The 16856-nt window shown below is 66.2% G+C and carries 17 protein-coding genes; 12 read left to right on the top strand and 5 right to left on the bottom strand.

The genetic code is table 11. The annotated features are described in order from the left end of the window. Window positions 1-7: 7 nt before the first annotated feature. The 7 genes from IWX75_RS11025 (at window position 8) to IWX75_RS10995 (ending at window position 9720) form a co-directional block, all read left to right on the top strand. Window positions 8-2014, top strand: coding sequence for an FAD-binding monooxygenase (locus IWX75_RS11025; protein ID WP_196822312.1), 2007 nt, complete (start codon window positions 8-10; stop codon window positions 2012-2014). Window positions 2015-2023: 9 nt separating this feature from the next. Next, window positions 2024-3508, top strand: a complete 1485-nt coding sequence (locus IWX75_RS11020) for a fumarylacetoacetate hydrolase family protein (RefSeq protein WP_196822311.1) — start codon at window positions 2024-2026, stop codon at window positions 3506-3508. A 117-nt stretch (window positions 3509-3625) separates the two neighbouring features. Continuing rightward, window positions 3626-5167: a 5-carboxymethyl-2-hydroxymuconate semialdehyde dehydrogenase gene (gene hpaE / locus IWX75_RS11015; RefSeq protein WP_196822310.1), complete on the top strand. Its 1542-nt coding sequence runs from the start codon at window positions 3626-3628 to the stop codon at window positions 5165-5167. A gap of 51 nt (window positions 5168-5218) precedes the next feature. Then, window positions 5219-6307 (top strand): 3,4-dihydroxyphenylacetate 2,3-dioxygenase, encoded by a 1089-nt coding sequence (gene hpaD, locus IWX75_RS11010; protein WP_196822309.1) that lies wholly within the window; start codon window positions 5219-5221, stop codon window positions 6305-6307. 2 nt (window positions 6308-6309) lie between these two features. Beyond that, a complete protein-coding gene (gene hpaH, locus IWX75_RS11005; protein WP_196822308.1) occupies window positions 6310-7095 on the top strand; it encodes a 2-oxo-hept-4-ene-1,7-dioate hydratase in 786 nt (261 codons plus the stop codon). Next, on the top strand, window positions 7080-7898 hold the full coding sequence (locus tag IWX75_RS11000; protein WP_196822307.1) for an HpcH/HpaI aldolase family protein: 819 nt from the start codon (window positions 7080-7082) through the stop codon (window positions 7896-7898). Before hpaH ends, IWX75_RS11000 begins: the two co-directional genes overlap by 16 nt. Before the next feature lie 148 nt (window positions 7899-8046). Further along, entirely contained in the window at window positions 8047-9720 is a 1674-nt protein-coding gene (locus tag IWX75_RS10995; protein ID WP_334684270.1) for a thiamine pyrophosphate-binding protein, read from the top strand. Between the two features lie 41 nt (window positions 9721-9761). On the opposite strand, the gene IWX75_RS10990 is transcribed toward IWX75_RS10995, so the two are convergent. The 3 genes from IWX75_RS10990 to IWX75_RS10980 all read right to left on the bottom strand — a co-directional run bounded on the left by IWX75_RS10990 (window position 9762) and on the right by IWX75_RS10980 (window position 11490). Then, window positions 9762-10706, bottom strand: a complete 945-nt coding sequence (locus tag IWX75_RS10990; RefSeq protein ID WP_196822305.1) for an EamA family transporter — start codon at window positions 10704-10706, stop codon at window positions 9762-9764. 152 nt (window positions 10707-10858) lie between these two features. Next, window positions 10859-11248, bottom strand: a complete 390-nt coding sequence (locus IWX75_RS10985) for a class I SAM-dependent methyltransferase (RefSeq protein WP_196822304.1) — start codon at window positions 11246-11248, stop codon at window positions 10859-10861. 5 nt (window positions 11249-11253) lie between these two features. Further along, the gene (locus IWX75_RS10980) at window positions 11254-11490 is read right to left on the bottom strand and encodes a hypothetical protein (RefSeq protein ID WP_196822303.1); all 237 of its coding nucleotides are present in this window, start codon (window positions 11488-11490) and stop codon (window positions 11254-11256) included. Window positions 11491-11618: 128 nt separating this feature from the next. Here IWX75_RS10980 and IWX75_RS10975 point away from each other — a divergent pair, with 128 nt between their 5' ends. Then, window positions 11619-12395, top strand: a complete 777-nt coding sequence (locus IWX75_RS10975) for a type 1 glutamine amidotransferase domain-containing protein (RefSeq protein WP_196822302.1) — start codon at window positions 11619-11621, stop codon at window positions 12393-12395. Window positions 12396-12587: 192 nt separating this feature from the next. Here the strand turns inward: IWX75_RS10975 and IWX75_RS10970 are convergent, their stop codons facing one another. Then, window positions 12588-12965 (bottom strand): hypothetical protein, encoded by a 378-nt coding sequence (locus IWX75_RS10970; protein WP_334684269.1) that lies wholly within the window; start codon window positions 12963-12965, stop codon window positions 12588-12590. A 193-nt stretch (window positions 12966-13158) separates the two neighbouring features. Between IWX75_RS10970 and IWX75_RS10965 the strand changes: the two genes are divergently transcribed. Beyond that, entirely contained in the window at window positions 13159-13737 is a 579-nt protein-coding gene (locus IWX75_RS10965; protein ID WP_196822301.1) for an ArsR/SmtB family transcription factor, read from the top strand. After that, a complete protein-coding gene (locus IWX75_RS10960; protein ID WP_196822300.1) occupies window positions 13734-14525 on the top strand; it encodes an SRPBCC family protein in 792 nt (263 codons plus the stop codon). The genes IWX75_RS10965 and IWX75_RS10960 overlap by 4 nt, the downstream gene beginning before the upstream one ends. A gap of 22 nt (window positions 14526-14547) precedes the next feature. Here the strand turns inward: IWX75_RS10960 and IWX75_RS10955 are convergent, their stop codons facing one another. Beyond that, window positions 14548-15570: an NADPH:quinone reductase gene (locus tag IWX75_RS10955; RefSeq protein ID WP_196822299.1), complete on the bottom strand. Its 1023-nt coding sequence runs from the start codon at window positions 15568-15570 to the stop codon at window positions 14548-14550. 251 nt (window positions 15571-15821) lie between these two features. Between IWX75_RS10955 and IWX75_RS10950 the strand changes: the two genes are divergently transcribed. Both IWX75_RS10950 and IWX75_RS17710 read left to right on the top strand, forming a co-directional pair. Then, window positions 15822-16241: a hypothetical protein gene (locus tag IWX75_RS10950; RefSeq protein WP_196822298.1), complete on the top strand. Its 420-nt coding sequence runs from the start codon at window positions 15822-15824 to the stop codon at window positions 16239-16241. Between the two features lie 230 nt (window positions 16242-16471). Next, complete coding sequence (locus IWX75_RS17710) at window positions 16472-16795, top strand: MerR family DNA-binding transcriptional regulator (RefSeq protein WP_334684268.1); 324 nt, start codon at window positions 16472-16474, stop codon at window positions 16793-16795. Window positions 16796-16856 lie beyond the last annotated feature (61 nt).

The following is a 16856-nucleotide window of genomic DNA, read 5'->3' as shown; positions in this document are numbered from 1 at the left end:
AAAGCCCGTGCAGTTCCATCACCACGGTTACGTGTCCGGGGACCCGCGTGTCCAGCCGGCTGCCGGCGTCGGTATCAACCGGCCCGCGGTGCTTCCCGACGAGGTCGACGTGCTCATCGTCGGCAGCGGACCCGCCGGCATGCTGGCAGCCGCGCAACTGTCCCAGTTCCCCGGTATCACCACGCGGATCGTGGAGCGTCGGGGCGGGCGGCTGGCCATCGGCCAGGCCGACGGCATCCAGGCCCGAAGCGTGGAAACCTTTCAGGCCTTCGGCTTCGCCGAGCGGATTACCGCTGAGGCCTACCGGATCACCGAGATGGCGTTCTGGAAACCGGACCCGAAGAACCCCTCGTGCATCGTCCGCGCCGCCCGCGCCGTCGACGACGCCACGGGTATCAGCGAGTTCCCGCACCTCATCGTCAACCAGGCCCGCGTACTGGACTACTTCGCCGAGTTCATGGCGAACTCGCCGACGCGTATGTCCCCCGACTACGGTTTCGAATTCGTCGGCCTCGCCGTCACCGGCGACGGCGCCTACCCGGTCAGCGTGCGGCTTCGTTCCACGGCCGGGCCCGACGACACCAGGGAGCGCACTGTCCGAGCCAAGTACGTGGTCGGCGCGGACGGCGCACGCAGCAAGGTTCGGGACTCGATCGGCTGCACGCTCGCCGGCGACCAGGCCAACCACGCCTGGGGCGTCATGGATGTCCTGGCGAGTACGGACTTCCCCGACATCCGGCTGAAGTGTGCCATCCAGTCCGGCACGGGCGGCAGTATCCTGCTGATCCCGCGCGAAGGCGGTCATCTTTTCCGCATGTACGTCGATCTCGGAGAGGTCGATCCGGACGGCAAGGGGGCCGTGCGCGGGACGACCGTCGAGCAGATCATCGCCAAGGCCAACGCCATCCTCCACCCCTATACGCTCGACGTCCGCAACGTCGCCTGGCACAGCGTGTACGAGGTGGGCCACCGGCTCACCGACCGGTTCGACGACGTCCTCCCGGAGGAACTCGGCACCCGTACGCCGCGCGTGTTCATCACCGGCGACGCCTGCCACACGCACAGCGCCAAGGCCGGCCAGGGCATGAACGTCTCGATGCAGGACGGCTTCAATCTGGGGTGGAAACTCGGGCACGTGCTCGAGGGCCGCAGCCCGGAGAGCCTGTTGTCCACGTACTCGGCCGAGCGCCAGGTCATCGCCAAGGACCTCATTCACTTCGACAAGGAGTGGTCCACACTCATGGCGAAGAAGCCCGAGGAGTTCGAGAACCCCTCGGAACTCGAGGACTTCTACGTGCGTACCGCTGAGTTCCCCGCCGGCTTCCGCACCCAGTACGCGCCCTCCATGCTTGTCGCCACGCCGGAGCACCAGGACCTGGCCACCGGTTTCGCCATCGGCAAGCGCTTCAAGTCCGCGCCCGTGGTGCGGGTCTGCGACACCAATCCGGTGCACCTCGGACACCAGGCCAGGGCGGACGGCCGCTGGCGCATCTACGTCTTCGCCGACGCGGCGCTGCCCGGCAGACCCCAGCCCGGACCGGCGGTGCAGGGAGCGGAACAGCAAGGTGACCCGTCACCCGGAGCGGCCTTCGCCGATTGGATCGCGACCTCGCCGGACTCGCCCCTGGTCGCGACGCCGTCGGGTGCTGACCGGAACGCATGGTTCGACGTCAAGGTGATCTACCAACAGGACCACGCGAATATCGACATCGGAGCCGTACCGGCGGCATTCAAGCCGCAGGTGGGTCCGTTCCACCTCACCTACCTCGAGAACGTCTACGCCGTCGACCCGGCAGCAGACATCTTCGACCTGCGCGGCATCGACCGCGGCGGCGTCGTCGTGGTCGTAAGGCCGGACCAGTACGTGGCCGACGTCCTGCCACTGACGGCGACGGCGGAGCTCGCCGCGTTTTTCGCACCCCTCCTGTCGGTCCGACGGCCCGGGGAAGTCCCGCTCGACGCGCTACCTCATGCACCCACCGCAGACCCGGATCTCGTGAGCAACCGGACGTAAGGAGAAGCTTTGCAGCAGGTCAATGATGACACCCTGGCGGCAGCCCGGAAGGTGATCGCCGTCCACATCAACTACCCGAGCCGTGCCGCCCAGCGGGGACGCACCCCGGCCCAGCCCTCCTACTTCCTGAAACCTTCCTCCTCACTGTCGCAGAGCGGGTCCATCGTGGAACGGCCCGCCGGCTGCGAATTGCTCGGCTACGAAGGCGAAATCGCCCTGATCATCGGCGAGCGCACCCGCCGCGTCAGTATCGAGGACGCCTGGAACCGCGTGGAATGGGTCACCGCGAGCAATGACCTCGGAGTCTACGATCTCCGGTATGCGGACAAGGGCTCCAACCTCCGTTCCAAGGGCGGTGACGGCTTCACCCCGGTAGGTCCGGCGCTCATCCCTGCACCTGCCGTCGACCCCGCCGGTCTGCGCATACGCACCTGGCACAACGGCGAGGTGGTCCAGGACGACACCACTGAGGACCTGCTCTTCCCCTTCGCGCGCCTGGTGGCCGACCTTTCGCAGCTGCTCACCCTCGACAAGGGGGACATCATCCTCACCGGCACGCCGGCCGGGGCGTCGGTCGCCCGACCCGGCGACGTCGTCGAGGTGGAAGTCAGCGGGGCCGAATTCACCACCGGGCGGCTGATCACCCGGGTGGCGGAAGGCTCGACGCCGCTCGCGGACTTCGGCGCCCGACCCAAGCCCGACGACGCGCAGCGGGAGGAGGCGTACGGGTCCCGCGAGGCCGCCGGCCTGCCGGCAATGCCTTCCGCGCAGCCTTCCCCGCAGCCTCCCGCACTGAGCGCGGAGCTGAAGGCGAAGCTCGAAAGCGTGTGTACGGCAACGCTCTCCTCCCAGCTGCGCAAACGGGGCCTCGACAACGTCAGCATCGACGGCCTCACCGCCACCCGGCCGGAGCGGCGCGTGGTCGGCCTGGCCCGAACCCTGCGCTTCGTCCCCAACCGCGAAGATCTCTTCAAGACCCACGGCGGAGGCTTCAACGCGCAGAAGCGGGCCATCGATTCGGTTCGGAAAGGCGAGATCCTGGTGATGGAAGCCCGCGGCGAGAAGGGCACCGGAACCATCGGCGACATCCTCGCCCTGCGCGCCCAGGTCCGTGGTGCGGCCGCCATCATCACCGACGGCGGCGTCCGGGACTTCTCCGCCGTGGCGGCCATGGAGCTGCCCACCTACTACGCCAACCCGCACCCCGCCGTTCTGGGGCGCCGACACATCCCCTGGGATACCGACATCACCATCGCGTGCGGCGGCGCGACCGTGCAGCCCGGGGACGTCATCGTGGCCGACGCCGACGGCATCCTGGTGATCCCGCCCGCGCTGGCCGAGGACGTGGCGGACGAGTCCATTGCCCAGGAACGTGAGGAAACCTTCATCACGGAGATGGTGGAACAGGGCAACAGCGTGGACGGCCTGTACCCGTTGAACACCGAGTGGCGGGGAAAGTACCAGGAATGGGAAGCGCGCAGGTCCGATGCGTGAAGCAGCCGGGGTGGACGAGCCCGAAGCTCCGGCCGGCCCCGCGGCGCGACCCTCGCCCCCTCCCCGGCCCGGGCCGCAGCAATCGACCGTTCGATCCCACAGCACGAAGGAAAGCCGATGACGTTACCTGCAGAGAAGACCGGAACCCAGTACCTGCCCGAAAACCTGCCCACGCACCTCCAGCACTACATCAACGGTGAATTCGTGAACTCGGTGGGTGGCGCGACATTCGACGTCCTCGACCCGGTGTCCAACGCCACCTACGCCACGGCCGCCGCCGGCCGGAAGGAAGACATCGACCTGGCGGTGGCCGCGGCCCGCGACGCGTTCGTGAACGGCCCGTGGCCGAGGATGAAGCCCCGCGAGCGTTCCCGGATCCTGAATCGGATCGCCGACGCCGTCGAAGCGCAGGAAGAGCGCCTCGCAGAACTGGAGAGCTTCGACACCGGCCTGCCCATCACCCAGGCGAAAGGCCAGGCCCGACGCGCGGCGGAGAACTTCCGGTTCTTCGCGGACCTGATCGTGGCCCAGTTCGACGACGCCATGAAGGTCCCCGGTTCCCAGATCAACTACGTCAACCGTAAGCCGATCGGCGTCGCAGGGCTCATCACCCCGTGGAACACCCCGTTCATGCTCGAGTCCTGGAAGCTCGCCCCGGCTCTGGCGACGGGCAATACCGTGGTCCTGAAACCGGCCGAGTTCACTCCCCTGTCCGCGTCGCTGTGGGCGAGGATCTTCTCGGACGCCGGATTGCCGGACGGCGTGTTCAACCTGGTCAACGGCCTGGGCGAGGAGGCCGGGGACGCCCTGGTCAAGCACCCCGACGTGCCGCTGATCTCCTTCACCGGAGAGACGACCACGGGCCGGACCATCTTCCGGAACGCCGCTGAGAACCTCAAGGGCCTGTCCATGGAGCTCGGCGGCAAGTCCCCGTGCGTCGTGTTCGCCGATGCCGACCTGGATGCGGCCATTGATTCCGCGCTGTTCGGGGTGTTCTCGCTCAACGGCGAACGCTGCACCGCCGGCTCCCGCATCCTCGTGGAACGCACCGTCTACGACGAGTTCTGCGAGAAGTACGCCGCCCGTGCCAGGAACATCGTCGTCGGTGATCCCCACGACCCTCGGACCGAGGTCGGCGCGCTGGTGCATCCCGAGCACTTCGCCAAGGTGGCCTCGTACGTGGAGCTCGGCAAGTCCGAGGGCCGCCTGCTCGCCGGCGGGGGCCGGCCGGAGCACCTGCCCGAAGGCAACTACATCGCCCCCACGGTGTTCGCCGACGTCGCCCCGGATGCGCGGATCTTCCAGGAGGAGATCTTCGGTCCCGTCGTCACCATCACCCCCTTCGAGAACGACGACGAAGCCCTCGCTCTGGCCAACAACACCCGCTATGGGCTGGCCGCCTACGTCTGGACGCAGAACCTGACCCGCGCGCACACGTTCTCCTCGAACGTCGAAGCCGGCATGGTGTGGCTCAACAGCCACAACGTCCGCGACCTCCGCACCCCGTTCGGCGGCGTGAAGGCCTCGGGCCTGGGCCACGAGGGCGGCTACCGGTCCATCGATTTCTACACCGACCAGCAGGCCGTGCACATCAGCCTCGGCTCCGTCCACACGCCCAAGTTCGGCAGCGTTCAGGACTCCGCAGCCAACGAAGGCTGAGCTTCGGTCCTCCTGCGCATTTTCCTCCCCTGCTCGAAGAAGAGAGAATTCATGAGCAACGTCATCCCCAAACCTTCCGTTCCCGCGCCGGACATCGTTCGCTGCGCCTACATGGAGATCGTGGTCACCGACCTCGCCGCCTCCCGCGCGTTCTACGTGGACCTCCTGGGTCTGCACGTCACGGAAGAGGATGAGAACGCCATCTACCTGCGCTCCTTCGAGGAGTTCATCCACCACAACCTGGTGCTCCGTAAGGGACCGGTCGCAGCCGTGGCAGCCTTCGCCTACCGAGTGAAGTCCCCCGCCGAGGTCGATGCCGCCGAGGCCTACTATCGGAAACTGGGCTGCCGCACCGAGCGCCGTAGGGATGGCTTCACCAAGGGCATCGGCGATTCGGTCCGTGTCGAGGATCCGCTGGGCTTCCCGTACGAGTTCTTCTACGACGTCGAGCACGTGGAGCGTCTCACGCAGCGCTATGACCTCTACTCCGCCGGGGAACTGGTCCGCCTGGATCACTTCAACCAGGTGACCCCCGACGTCCCGCGGGGACGGGCGTACCTCGAGGACCTCGGCTTCCGCGTCTCCGAGGACATCCAGGATTCCGACGGCGTTTCCTACGCCGTGTGGATGCACCGCAAGCAGACGGTGCACGATACCGCCCTGACCGGCGGCAACGGTCCACGGATGCACCACGTCGCCTTCGCCACCCACGAGAAGCACAACATCATCCAGATCTGCGACAAGATGGGGGCCCTGCGGATCAGCGACCGCATCGAACGCGGCCCGGGCCGTCACGGTGTGTCCAACGCCTTCTACCTCTACATCCTGGATCCCGACGGCCACCGCATCGAGATCTACACCCAGGACTACTACACCGGGGATCCGGACAACCCCACCGTCACGTGGGACGTCCACGACAACCAGCGCCGCGACTGGTGGGGAAACGCCGTCGTGCCCTCCTGGTACACCGAGGCCTCGCTGGTCCTGGACCTGGACGGAAACCCGCAGCCAGTGATCGAACGCACCGAGAACAACGAAATGGCAGTCACGGTGGGTGCCGACGGCTTCTCCTACACCCGCAAGGACGCCGGGAGTCCCGACGGGGATCGGATCGGCTTCAAGCTCGGGGCGCAGCTGTAGCCATGATGGACGACGCAACAATCGAGGCCATCGCCGATGAACTGCTGGAAGCCGGCCGCAGCCGGGTTCCGATTCCACGCTTGACCGCACGCTATCCGGACATGTCGGTGGAGGACTCCTACGCCGTCCAGCGGCGCTGGCGGCACCGCAACGAGGACGCCGGCCGGAAACTCGTGGGGCGGAAGATCGGCCTCACGTCCAGGGCCATGCAACAGGCCACCGGCATCACCGAACCCGACTACGGCATGATCTTCGACGACATGGTGCTGGAGACCGGCTGCTCCGTGACATGGGACCAGTACAGCCATCCGCGGGTGGAGGTGGAACTGGCCTTCGTCCTCAAGAAGGACCTGGCCGGCCCCGGGTGCACCATCTTCGACGTCCTCAACGCCACGGACTACGTGGTTCCGGCCCTGGAGATCCTTGACTCGCGCATCGAAATGGCGGACAGGACGATCGTGGACACCATTGCGGATAATGCCGCCATGGGTGCCATGGTGGTCGGCGGACGCCCGGTGCGGCCCGACGCCGTCGACCTGCGCTGGGTCTCGGCCATCCTCTACAAGAACCAGACGGTGGAGGAGACCGGAGTGGCCGCCGGGGTCCTCGACCACCCGGCCGCCGGCGTGCACTGGCTCGCCAACAAGATCGCCGCCCACGGCGACGGCCTGAAGGCCGGCGACATCATCCTCGCCGGATCCTTCACCCGCCCGCTCTGGGTCTCCAGGGGCGATACCGTCCATGCCGACTACGGAAACCTGGGAGCTGTCACATGCCGCTTCGTCTAGCACCGACCTTCGCGGCCGGCCTTGCTGCTGCCGACCGTCCACTGGTCGGCATGTGGGTGTGCTCCGGCAGCCCGCTCGTTGCGGAGATCTGTGCCGGATCGGGCCTGGACTGGCTGCTCGTCGACGCCGAGCACAGCCCCAACGGACTCGAATCCATCCTCGCCCAGCTCCAGGCCGTGCACGGCTACCCGATCCAGGTGCTGGTCCGGCCGCCGGTGAACGATCCCGTGGTCATCAAGCAGTACCTCGACCTGGGTGTGCAGAACCTGCTGGTCCCCATGGTGAACTCGGTGGCCGACGCCGAAGCCGCCGTCGCTGCCACCCGGTATCCGCCCTCTGGTGTGCGCGGCGTGGGCTCAGCCCTGGCGCGGGCTGCGCGGTGGAACCGGATTCCCGACTACCTCGGCTCCGCGGCCGGAACGATCAGCGTCACGGTGCAGATCGAATCTGCGGCCGCTGTCGACGCCGTGGAGGACATCCTCGCAGTCGAGGGGGTGAACGCCATCTTCCTGGGGCCCTCGGACCTCGCCGCTTCGCTGGGGCTGCTCGGTCAGCAGGAACATCCGCAGGTGCGCGCCGCCGTCGAGCACTGCCTCGCAGCAGCCCGGCGTGCCGGGAAACCGGCAGGGGTCAACGCCTTCAACCCCGCCACCGCACACCATTACCTGGCCGCCGGGGCCGCTTTCGTCCTGGTGGGTGCCGACGTAGCCCTGCTGGCGCGCGGTTCCGAAGCACTCGCCGCCGAATACATCCCGTCCCCGGAGGATCGCGCCAACGACGGCGGCGCCCCCGGCAGCTACTGACCACTCCCCGGCGACTTGTCACCCCAGCCACCGCTGTCGTACCCTCAGTCGTCAGGTGGATTCCACCAGTGCCCTCAAAAAGGGCAATATCGGACGCACTCCGTAGACACATATGGCAACCAGACCATTTGTATCTCCAGGAGTTCCCGTGGCCCCTTTCACAGTATCCTTCCGCGTCGCCCAGATCCTCGCCGCGCACACGTCCGACATCTTCGGCGTCATGGGTAACGGCAATGCCTATTTCCTCGACGCAGCGGAAGCCGTCGGGATGAAGTTCACTGCGGTCCGTCATGAGGGCGGCGCCGTCCCGGCCGCTGACGCCTACTTCCGTGTCTCGGGGAGACTGGCGGCAGCCACCACCACCTACGGAGCCGGATTCACCAACGCCATCACCGGGCTGGCCGAAGCGGTCCAGGCGCAGATCCCCGTGGTCCTGATCACCGGTGACGCGCCGGCCGACGGGTTACGGTCCTGGGATGTGGATCAGACGGCCATCGCCGCCGCGGTCGGCGCTCCCACCTTCACCGTGACTCCCGAAAATCCTGCCGCCATCACCCGGCAGGCCGTTGCCCACGCCCTGCAGCACCGCACCGCCGTCGTCCTCGCCATCCCCTACGACGCCGCCACCGCCCCGGCGCCGGAGGAGCAGCTGTTTCCCTACCCCTCCCCCACGGCACCTGCGCTTCCCAGTGGCCGAACCCTGGCGGCCGCCGCTTCACTGTTGACCGCAGCGAAACGACCCCTTGTCCTGGCCGGGCGTGGAGTACACCTCTCAGGCGCCGGCAACGAATTGCAGGTGGTGGCGGACAAACTCGGTGCCCTGACCTGCAGCACGGTCCTGGCCCGCGGCCTCCTGCCCTCCCGGGATTCGGATCTGGGCATCGCCGGGGGCTTCGGCACGGAGGAGACCGCACAGCTCATGGCGGAGGCCGACGTCGTCCTGGTGGTCGGAGCCCGGCTGACCCAGTTCACCATGCGCTTCGGAGAGCTCATCGTGAAATCCGCCTCCGTTCTCCAGATCGATACCGCCGCAGTACCCACCCATCCGCGCGTGGACAGCTTCCTGCAGGGCGATGCGCTGGCAACAGTGAAAGCGCTGTCCCGGCTGCTTCCCGACCATCCCCCCGCCGATAACTGGCGGGCCTCCTCCGCCCGGCGCGTAGCTGCGCTCCCCCCACGGCCACTGGGCGACGGAACGGCACTCGATGGCCGGTTGGACCCGCGCAGCGTCGCGGCTGCCCTCGAGGACATCCTGCCCCGGGACCGGATCGTGGTGCAGGACGGCGGGCACTTCATCGGGTGGGCCCCCATGTATTGGGACGTAGCCGGCCCGCACGCGCTGCAGATGGTCGGTACCGCCTACCAGAGCATCGGCCTCGGCCTCGCGAGCGCCGTGGGAGCCGCAGTAGCTGCGCCTGACGCCACAACGGTGCTGGTGACCGGCGATGGTGGGCTCCTGATGGCACTGGCCGACCTCGAGTCAGTAGTGCGCACCGTCCGCAGGGGCGTGATCGTGGTGTTCAACGACGCCGCCTACGGTGCCGAGCTCCACCAGTACGGCATTCAGGGCGTGACCAAGCAGCCGATGATCATTCCCGACGTCGACTTCGCGGGGATGGCCCGTTCCCTCGGGGCCGACGGCGCGACCATCCGCACCCTCGGCGATCTCGACCAGCTTCGTACCTGGCTCAGCTCCGGAGCGGACGGCGTGTTCCTGGCGGACTGCCGCGTCAGCTCGACCGTCGTCGCTCCGTACATGGCCGAGATCGTTGCCGCGAGCGCCAAGTCGCGGGCTGCAACACGGGAGCTGACCACAGCCTGAGGCCGGTTCATCAAGCTGGGAGAGGGCGAGCCGCCCGGTGTTCAGACCCTCCAACTGCCTACCGGCGGTGGAGCGACCGGAGGAGACTCCGGAGCCGGTTGTGGCTGTTGGGTGCGGTCACGGCCGCCGGTGAGCACTGCTGTGGCCACTCCTCCCAGGAGAAGCAGCCCGCCGACGATCTCAGGAACGGTCGGCTTCTCCTGCAGAACCAGCCAGGCGGTACTCATTCCGATAACCGGAACGAGCAAGGTGAAGGGGACCACGGCAGATGACGGGTATCTCGCGAGAAGGTGGTTCCAGATGCCGTAGCCGATCAGGGACGCGAAAATGGCTGTGTACAGGGCACTGACGATAGTGGCGGGCTGGAGATCGGTGAGCGTTGCTGCGACAGCTTCCGGACCGTCGATGACGAGGGAGAGTCCAGCCAGGGGCAGTGGAACGACGGCGCCGGACCAGACCACCAGCCCCAGCCCTGATGCCGCTTTGGCTTTGCGTGCGATCACGTTGCCTGCAGCCCAGGAGAGGGCTGCTCCGAGCACGATGATCAGCGGAAGCAGTGGCGCCACGGCGCTGCGGCCCAGGGCCACGACGGCCAGACCGGCAACACCCAGGACGACGCCGAGAATCTGGCGCCGGCTGGGGCGCTCGCCGAGGAACGCGGCGGCGAGCAGAACGGTCAGTAGTACCTGTGCCTGCAGGACGAGGGAGGCCAGGCCTGCCGGCATGCCCAGCGCCAGGGCCAGATACAGCAGTCCGAACTGCCCGGCACTCATGAAGAGTCCGACGCCGAGGATCGCCGTCCAGCTGATGTCGGGCTTCCGCACGAAGAAGATCCACGGAAAGACCACCAGGGTGAACCTCATCGCGACGAACAGCAGGGGTGGAACTTCGCGGCCGTTGGCGTGGAGGCCCAGATCGATGGCCACGAAATTGAGTCCCCACAGAACGGCGACGAGGACAGCGAGAAGGGAATGGCGAAGGCTCACGGTCCTCATTCTGGCCTAGTGGAAGCCTGAAGGACCAACACTGCCGGCCGAACGCGGCCCTCGGAACATCTTCCTGATGCCCAGGTCGACCCGGTCCGGGTCCACGCGGGAATTGCAGACATCGCCGCAGGCGTTCCCCTGTCGGACTGACCTCATCCAGGTTCCAGCAGCCTGGTGAATGTCGAGTGCTCGTCTGTCACATGCTCTTCGAGGTCCGCACGGGTCCAACCACCCTCTTCCGACGAGTAGCCGGTCGAGCACCAGTGTTCGATGCGATCGACAGCCTCGGAGGCTGGGAAGTTGTAGACGATATCCCACAATCGGAGGATGCCGCCAGGACGCAGCATTGTTCGTATCCGGTTGAGCGCCAGTGCCTTCCAGAAGTCCGGAAGATGATGGAGCGCATAGCGGGAGTACACCAGATCGGCGTCGGCCGCTGGCCAGTCGAAGGTGAGGAAACCGCCCTCGACCACAGCCACGCGTGCGTTGGCGGTTGCGACCTTGCGGCGAAGCTCAGAAAGCATGACCGGAGATGGGTCCACAGCGATTATGTTGGCCCATTGCGAGCGGCGAGAAGCGAGAATTGGCCAGTCCCTGCCCCCAGGTCGATCACCGTGCTGTTCGGACCCGGAACAAATCGGCGCAACCATTCGACCTCGGCCGCTGCGCCGGCGTCTTCCTTCTCGTCGTAGCGCGCTACATGCTCCTCATCAGTGTTCTCCCGGCCAAGGGACGTGCGCTCATCGAGGAACCAGGAGGGCCCGCATGAGTGCTTTTCAGTCATGTCTCACTCTACGTATCGCGATCCACAACCCTCAAGGCATGCAGACCGCGATGGTCTTGTCAGCAACAGTGCGGAAAGCACCGAATGGGGCCGGGCGTAGGGTGGAAGCTGGACGAAAGGAACACTTCATGAAGAAAATCCTCATGGTACTGACCAGCGTTTCCGAGATCGGCGACACCGGAGAGAAGACGGGCTATAACGTCGCCGAAGCTGCACATCCCTGGAAGGTCTTCAAGGATTCCGGGCATTTCGTCGATTTCGCCTCCATCCAGGGCGGCCAGCCCCCGCGCGACGAGGTGGACTCAGAAGATCCCATCCAGGTCGCCTTCACGAAGGACGAGACCACGCGCGCCGGTCTCTACAACACTGCCCGCGTCGACGTCGTTGATCCCGACCAGTACGACGCCGTCTACCTCGTGGGTGGCCACGGCACCATGTGGGACTTCCCGGACAGCGAAGGCCTGCAGAATCTGGTGGCCAGCGTCTACAACGCCGGCGGCCTGGTGGGAGCGGTCTGCCACGGACCCGCCGGTCTGGTGAATGTGGAACTGGCCAACGGGCTTCCCCTCGTCCATGGCCGGAAGGTGGCCGCCTTCACCAACGACGAGGAGGTTGCCGCAGGAAAGGACAAGGTCATCCCGTTCTTCCTGGCAGACCGACTCGAGGAACAGGGCGCCACCCACGTTTCCGCTGACGTCTTCGAGGAGAAGGTCGTGGTTGACGACCGGCTGGTGACCGGCCAGAACCCGGCCTCGGCCGCCGGTGTGGCCAAGGAGATGGAAAAGCTCTTCGCAGCGGTCATCCACCAGGAAAAAGCCGAGGAACAACACGAGACAGAGACTCTGCGCGCCGAGAAGGACGCCGAGAAAAACGCCAAGAAGGCTGCCGCAGAAGCGGAGCACTAAGGCTGCAGGTTCCCGGAACCAGCGGCCGCCCCAACGATGGGGCGGCCGCTGGTGGGTGTAGGTGGGCTCAACGGATACGAGCGAGATCTCGTCGGATGTAGCGCAGGTGTGGCGGGAAGCCGGTCACCTGCCGTTGTCGCTCGGCCCGCACCGCGAGGATTCCCTCGTACGCTGGCGGGTTCTCGCGGAAGATCAACATGTCGAAGCCCACCTCGTCTCGTTCTCTACGGGGGCGTCCACCAGGTCCGGGGGCGTGCGCGTCACCGTCTCCTCCCACGCGGACTGCACAGCGACCCAACCCTCGCGTAGGCCTTCGGGCGTCTGCGCCTTCTGCAGCTCCCGGCCCGGAAACTGCAGGTTGAGCTCGGCGTCCACGAGCGGCACCACGGGGACCCCGTTGACGAGAAGACTGCCGAAGAACAGGTCGTGACTGTCGATGTCGAGGCCGCCCACGTCGACGCCGCGCATCGACACGCCGCTGACATCGGAGAAACGCAGGGTGGCGCCCTTGAAACTCGCCTGAACGAAGGTTCCGCCTTCGAACTCCTTTGTGCCGAAATAGGTCGTCACCGCTCCATTATCACCGCCGTCGGGGACAGTCCGATGCTGTGGTAGCGGTCTACCGTGGCGAGGCCGGCTCCGATGATTTCTCCGATGTTCACCGGCATGGGCCCCTGAACCTTCAAATCACGGGCGCGTTCGTCGCACCGCCAGAGCAGCGAGGCCTCTTGACAGTATTTATTGTCAAGAGCACGATGGTGGCATGCAGGACGTCGAAGTTATCGAAAGCGCGGAGGCAGCCGCCGCCGTGCTGGATCCGGTCCGAGCCAGACTGCTCGGTGAGCTGTCAGTTCCGGCCTCCGCCGCCGGGCTCGCCGCCCGAGTCGGCATCGCACGACAGAAGGTCAACTACCACCTCAAGGCCCTCGAGACGCACGGACTGGTGGAGCTGTTCGAGGAGCGCCGGCACGGGGGCATCACCGAGCGGGTGCTACGGGCAACGGCTGCATCGTATGTCGTGTCTCCTGCGGCTGTGAGCGCGTCCGCGGCTGATCCAGATGCCAACGACGACCACCTGTCGGCGGGCTACCTCGTCGCACTGGCCGGCAGGCTGGTGCGCGAGGTCGGCGCCCTGGCGCGCCGGACCGGTGCGTCCGGCAAGCACCTGCCGACGCTGACCATCGACACACAGATCGGTTTTCGGTCGGCCGCCGACCGGGCTGCCTTCGCCGACGACCTGACCGCCGCGGTGCTCGACCTGGCCGCTCGCTACCACCATGACGACGGGCGCCCGCACCGGCTCGTCGTCGCCGCACACCCCCTTCCTGAGGAGAACCGATGAGCACGACCCCGAACGTCCCATACCGCCTGGAATTCAGCGTCGAAGTCCCGGGAACCCCGGCGCAGGTCTGGCAGGCCATCGCCACCGCCAAGGGCATGAGCGCCTGGTTCCTTCCGACCGAGATGGAGGAGCGCGAGGGCGGCTCCCTGCATTTCACCATGGGCCCCGAGATGGGCTCGGACGGCCAGGTCACCGGCTGGGATCCGCCGCGCCGCCTCGCCTACGAGGAGGATTGGGCCGCCCTCATGGGCAAGGACCGCGACGCACTCAGCCCGCTGACGTCGGAATTCCTCGTCGAGGCGCAGTCCGGCGGCACCTGCATCGTGCGCGTCACCAGCAGCGGCTTTGGAACCGGTGCCGCCTGGGAGTCAGAGTTCTGGGATGACATGGGACCCAACTGGATACCGTTCTTCGACAATCTGCGCCTCTACCTGTCGCACTTCCCCGGCCAGGAGGCCACACAGCTCGAAGCCACCGCTTCCCACCCCGGCGACGCGCACGCACTCTGGTCGACCCTGCACGACGCACTCGGGCTGGGCGACGAGGGCGCGACGGTCGAGGTGCGCGGTGCTACCGGCAGGATCGAGCGTGTCGGCGAACGGCAGACGCTGATTCGGCTCACCGCGCCCGTGCCCGGGATGCTCAGCGTCTTTGCTTACAGCGAGGACGACAGCACGGCGACGGCAGGTGTAAGGGCGTACCTGTTCTCCGCCGACGCGGCGGACTACGTGCGGCGCGAAGAACCGGCGTGGCAGACCTGGCTGCAGGGGCTCACCGTCCCGGCCTGACCTTCTGCGCGCAGCCGCCTGTTCAAAGCGTCTCGTCGTTGACGCGGATGAGGATCTTGCCGGTTGTGCCGTTCTCGACGGCATCGTGTGCGGCAGCAGCGTGCTGGAGGGGGAACCAGGTGAGAGGAAGCCCAGCGGACTCACCGACGGGCAAGGCGTCGACACGCAGCGCGGCCGTGATGTCCTCCGCGGCGGCGTGGAGAGCTTCCGGCCCTACCGTGTAGAGAAGCAGGCCCTGCCAACGGACATTCTTCGCAAAGCTCGCGACGATCGGGGCTGTGAATTCGTAACCGTTGTTATTCGCGTAGTAGGCGATGCTGCCGTGATTGGCGATCACCTCCACATCAAGCGCTGCATTCTGACTCGGGGACACCTCCACGATGTGGTCGACGCCACTTGGGGCGATTTTGCGGATGCGATCGGCGAGAGCTTCGTCGGGGTAGCGCAGGACGTGGTGAGCCCCGGCGGCGCGGGCGAGCTCGGCCTTCGGGTCGCTGCTGACCGTCGCGATGATAGTTGCACCCGCCCAGACCGCGAGCTGGATCGCAGCATGACCGACCGCTCCGGCGCCGCCCTGGACGAGGACCATCCGTCCCTCGAGCACGCCCGGGGCGAGCCGGGACGGCCCGTGCTCGTGCACGGTCAGGGCGCGGTGCGCCGTCATCGCCGGCACACCCAGACTGGCGGCCACGTCGAAACCGATACCCTCCGGAAGCCGAACCACCCGGTCAGCGGGAAGGACAGCGAACTCCTGGGCGGTCCCTGTCGGGCGACCGTGGGCCGCGAGGTACAGCCAAACCCGGTCGCCCACCTCCAGATCGGTAACACCCTCGCCGACGGCGTCGACAACTCCGGCACCGTCCTGGTTCGGCACGATCTCAGGGAAGGTGATGTCGCCGTCACCGCGGGCCTTCCAGTCGGTGGGGTTCACGCCGGAGACGGCGATACGAACCCGCACTTCACCCTGACCAGGAGCACGAACCTCGCGGTCGACGAAGGAGAGAACCGATGAGGCACCAGTGAGGGAGTAAACGATTGCTTTCATGAACAATCAAAGAAGGAATAAGCGCCTTCTATTCCCACGCTACGTGAACCAGGACCCTGAGTTGTGTCACCAGGACGAGACACCACCAACTCCAGCCATCACTGCTCCTCCCATGTCTTACTACCCTGCTTCTCAGCAGGGGGATCCCTGGCTGTGAGATCAGTTGCGAGACAGTGTCGCGGTGATTGACAGTAGGATGGGACGCTCGTGATGACTTGACCGCGTTACCCGATCCGAACAGGAAATCCGTCGTGCCGACACTGCGTGCTACCCGATCCAGCATGGCCCGTGCCCTGTCCATGACTGCGATACTGCTGGTCCTTACCGGTTGTTCATTCGTCGATCCACAACCCGATACCCAGCAACCCGCTGCAGAATCACCCACGAGCTCGGCACCCTCCGGCGGACCAGCCACCGACGCGGCCGTTGGCACCGTCGACGACGCATGTGCTCGAATCATCGACATGGTGCGCACAGCACCTGAACAGCTGGGCACAGACCCACTGGGACTGCTCCTCGAGATCGATGAGATCGCCAGAACGGCCCCGCCGGAGCTGGCCGGCCAAATCACTGAGCTCCGTGATGCCGTCGAGAGCTTTCGGCAGGGTGATGAATCACTGATCAGTGTGGTGCGCAAAGCCCGGCAGCTGCAGGAGCGCTGCTCGGCCTGACGTGCAAGCAGCCCGTTCCGGGGCAATTAATGGTACCCGGCGTGGCCGCTCAGCACGTGTCCTAACCGGCCGGGCGTTGCTGATGGAGCGAATCCGAGATGGTTGGCGGATGGGCGGAGCGCGGCCCATCAGTCGGCGAGGGGCGGGGTCGATGTAGCGGAACTCGTCACTGATGAGCAAAAGTGGAGCATAGATACTGGTACTGAGTATCGCTACAGAAACAGGCATCTATGAGCGGATCGGCTGGGTCGACGACTCATGTAGCAAATACGTTCGTTTTTGAGGCGGCGCCCGGCCGCCAGATTGCTCATCTGCCGCAGGTTTCCGCCAAGTTCACGCCACCGCTGGGTTGGGCCGTTTGTCTTCAAGTACTTGAAGTTTGTATCGTTGATGGAGTGAGCGCACCGACCATCCGGAGAACATACACAATCAAGGAAGCGGCGGCATTGACGGGACTGCCGGCCAGCACGTTGCGCTATTACGAGTCGATCGGTGTGATCACTCCGATGGGACTGCTGAAGGTTTGGTTGACTCGTGGGGTTGATAGTTTTTAGGCGGCTAGCGCCATGTTGTTGATTGTCTCAAATTCGATCGGGGTCAGTTTTCCGAGGGCTT

This window comes from Arthrobacter sp. CAN_A6 (genome assembly GCF_015751715.1).
In the GTDB taxonomy this organism is placed as follows: Bacteria; Actinomycetota; Actinomycetes; order Actinomycetales; family Micrococcaceae; genus Arthrobacter_D.
Note: the sequence above shows the minus strand (reverse complement) of the source record. Positions and strands in the feature narration are given on the sequence as shown.

Coding starts and splice junctions, on each gene's coding strand:
- hpaE (WP_196822310.1), top strand. CDS start 3,626: ATGACGTTACCTGCAGAGAAGACCGGAACCCAGTACCTGCCCGAAAAC.
- hpaD (WP_196822309.1), top strand. CDS start 5,219: ATGAGCAACGTCATCCCCAAACCTTCCGTTCCCGCGCCGGACATCGTT.
- hpaH (WP_196822308.1), top strand. CDS start 6,310: ATGATGGACGACGCAACAATCGAGGCCATCGCCGATGAACTGCTGGAA.
- IWX75_RS11000 (WP_196822307.1), top strand. CDS start 7,080: ATGCCGCTTCGTCTAGCACCGACCTTCGCGGCCGGCCTTGCTGCTGCC.
- IWX75_RS10980 (WP_196822303.1), bottom strand. CDS start 11,490: ATGACTGAAAAGCACTCATGCGGGCCCTCCTGGTTCCTCGATGAGCGC.
- IWX75_RS10975 (WP_196822302.1), top strand. CDS start 11,619: ATGAAGAAAATCCTCATGGTACTGACCAGCGTTTCCGAGATCGGCGAC.
- IWX75_RS10965 (WP_196822301.1), top strand. CDS start 13,159: ATGCAGGACGTCGAAGTTATCGAAAGCGCGGAGGCAGCCGCCGCCGTG.
- IWX75_RS10960 (WP_196822300.1), top strand. CDS start 13,734: ATGAGCACGACCCCGAACGTCCCATACCGCCTGGAATTCAGCGTCGAA.
- IWX75_RS10955 (WP_196822299.1), bottom strand. CDS start 15,570: ATGAAAGCAATCGTTTACTCCCTCACTGGTGCCTCATCGGTTCTCTCC.
- IWX75_RS17710 (WP_334684268.1), top strand. CDS start 16,472: ATGAGCGGATCGGCTGGGTCGACGACTCATGTAGCAAATACGTTCGTT.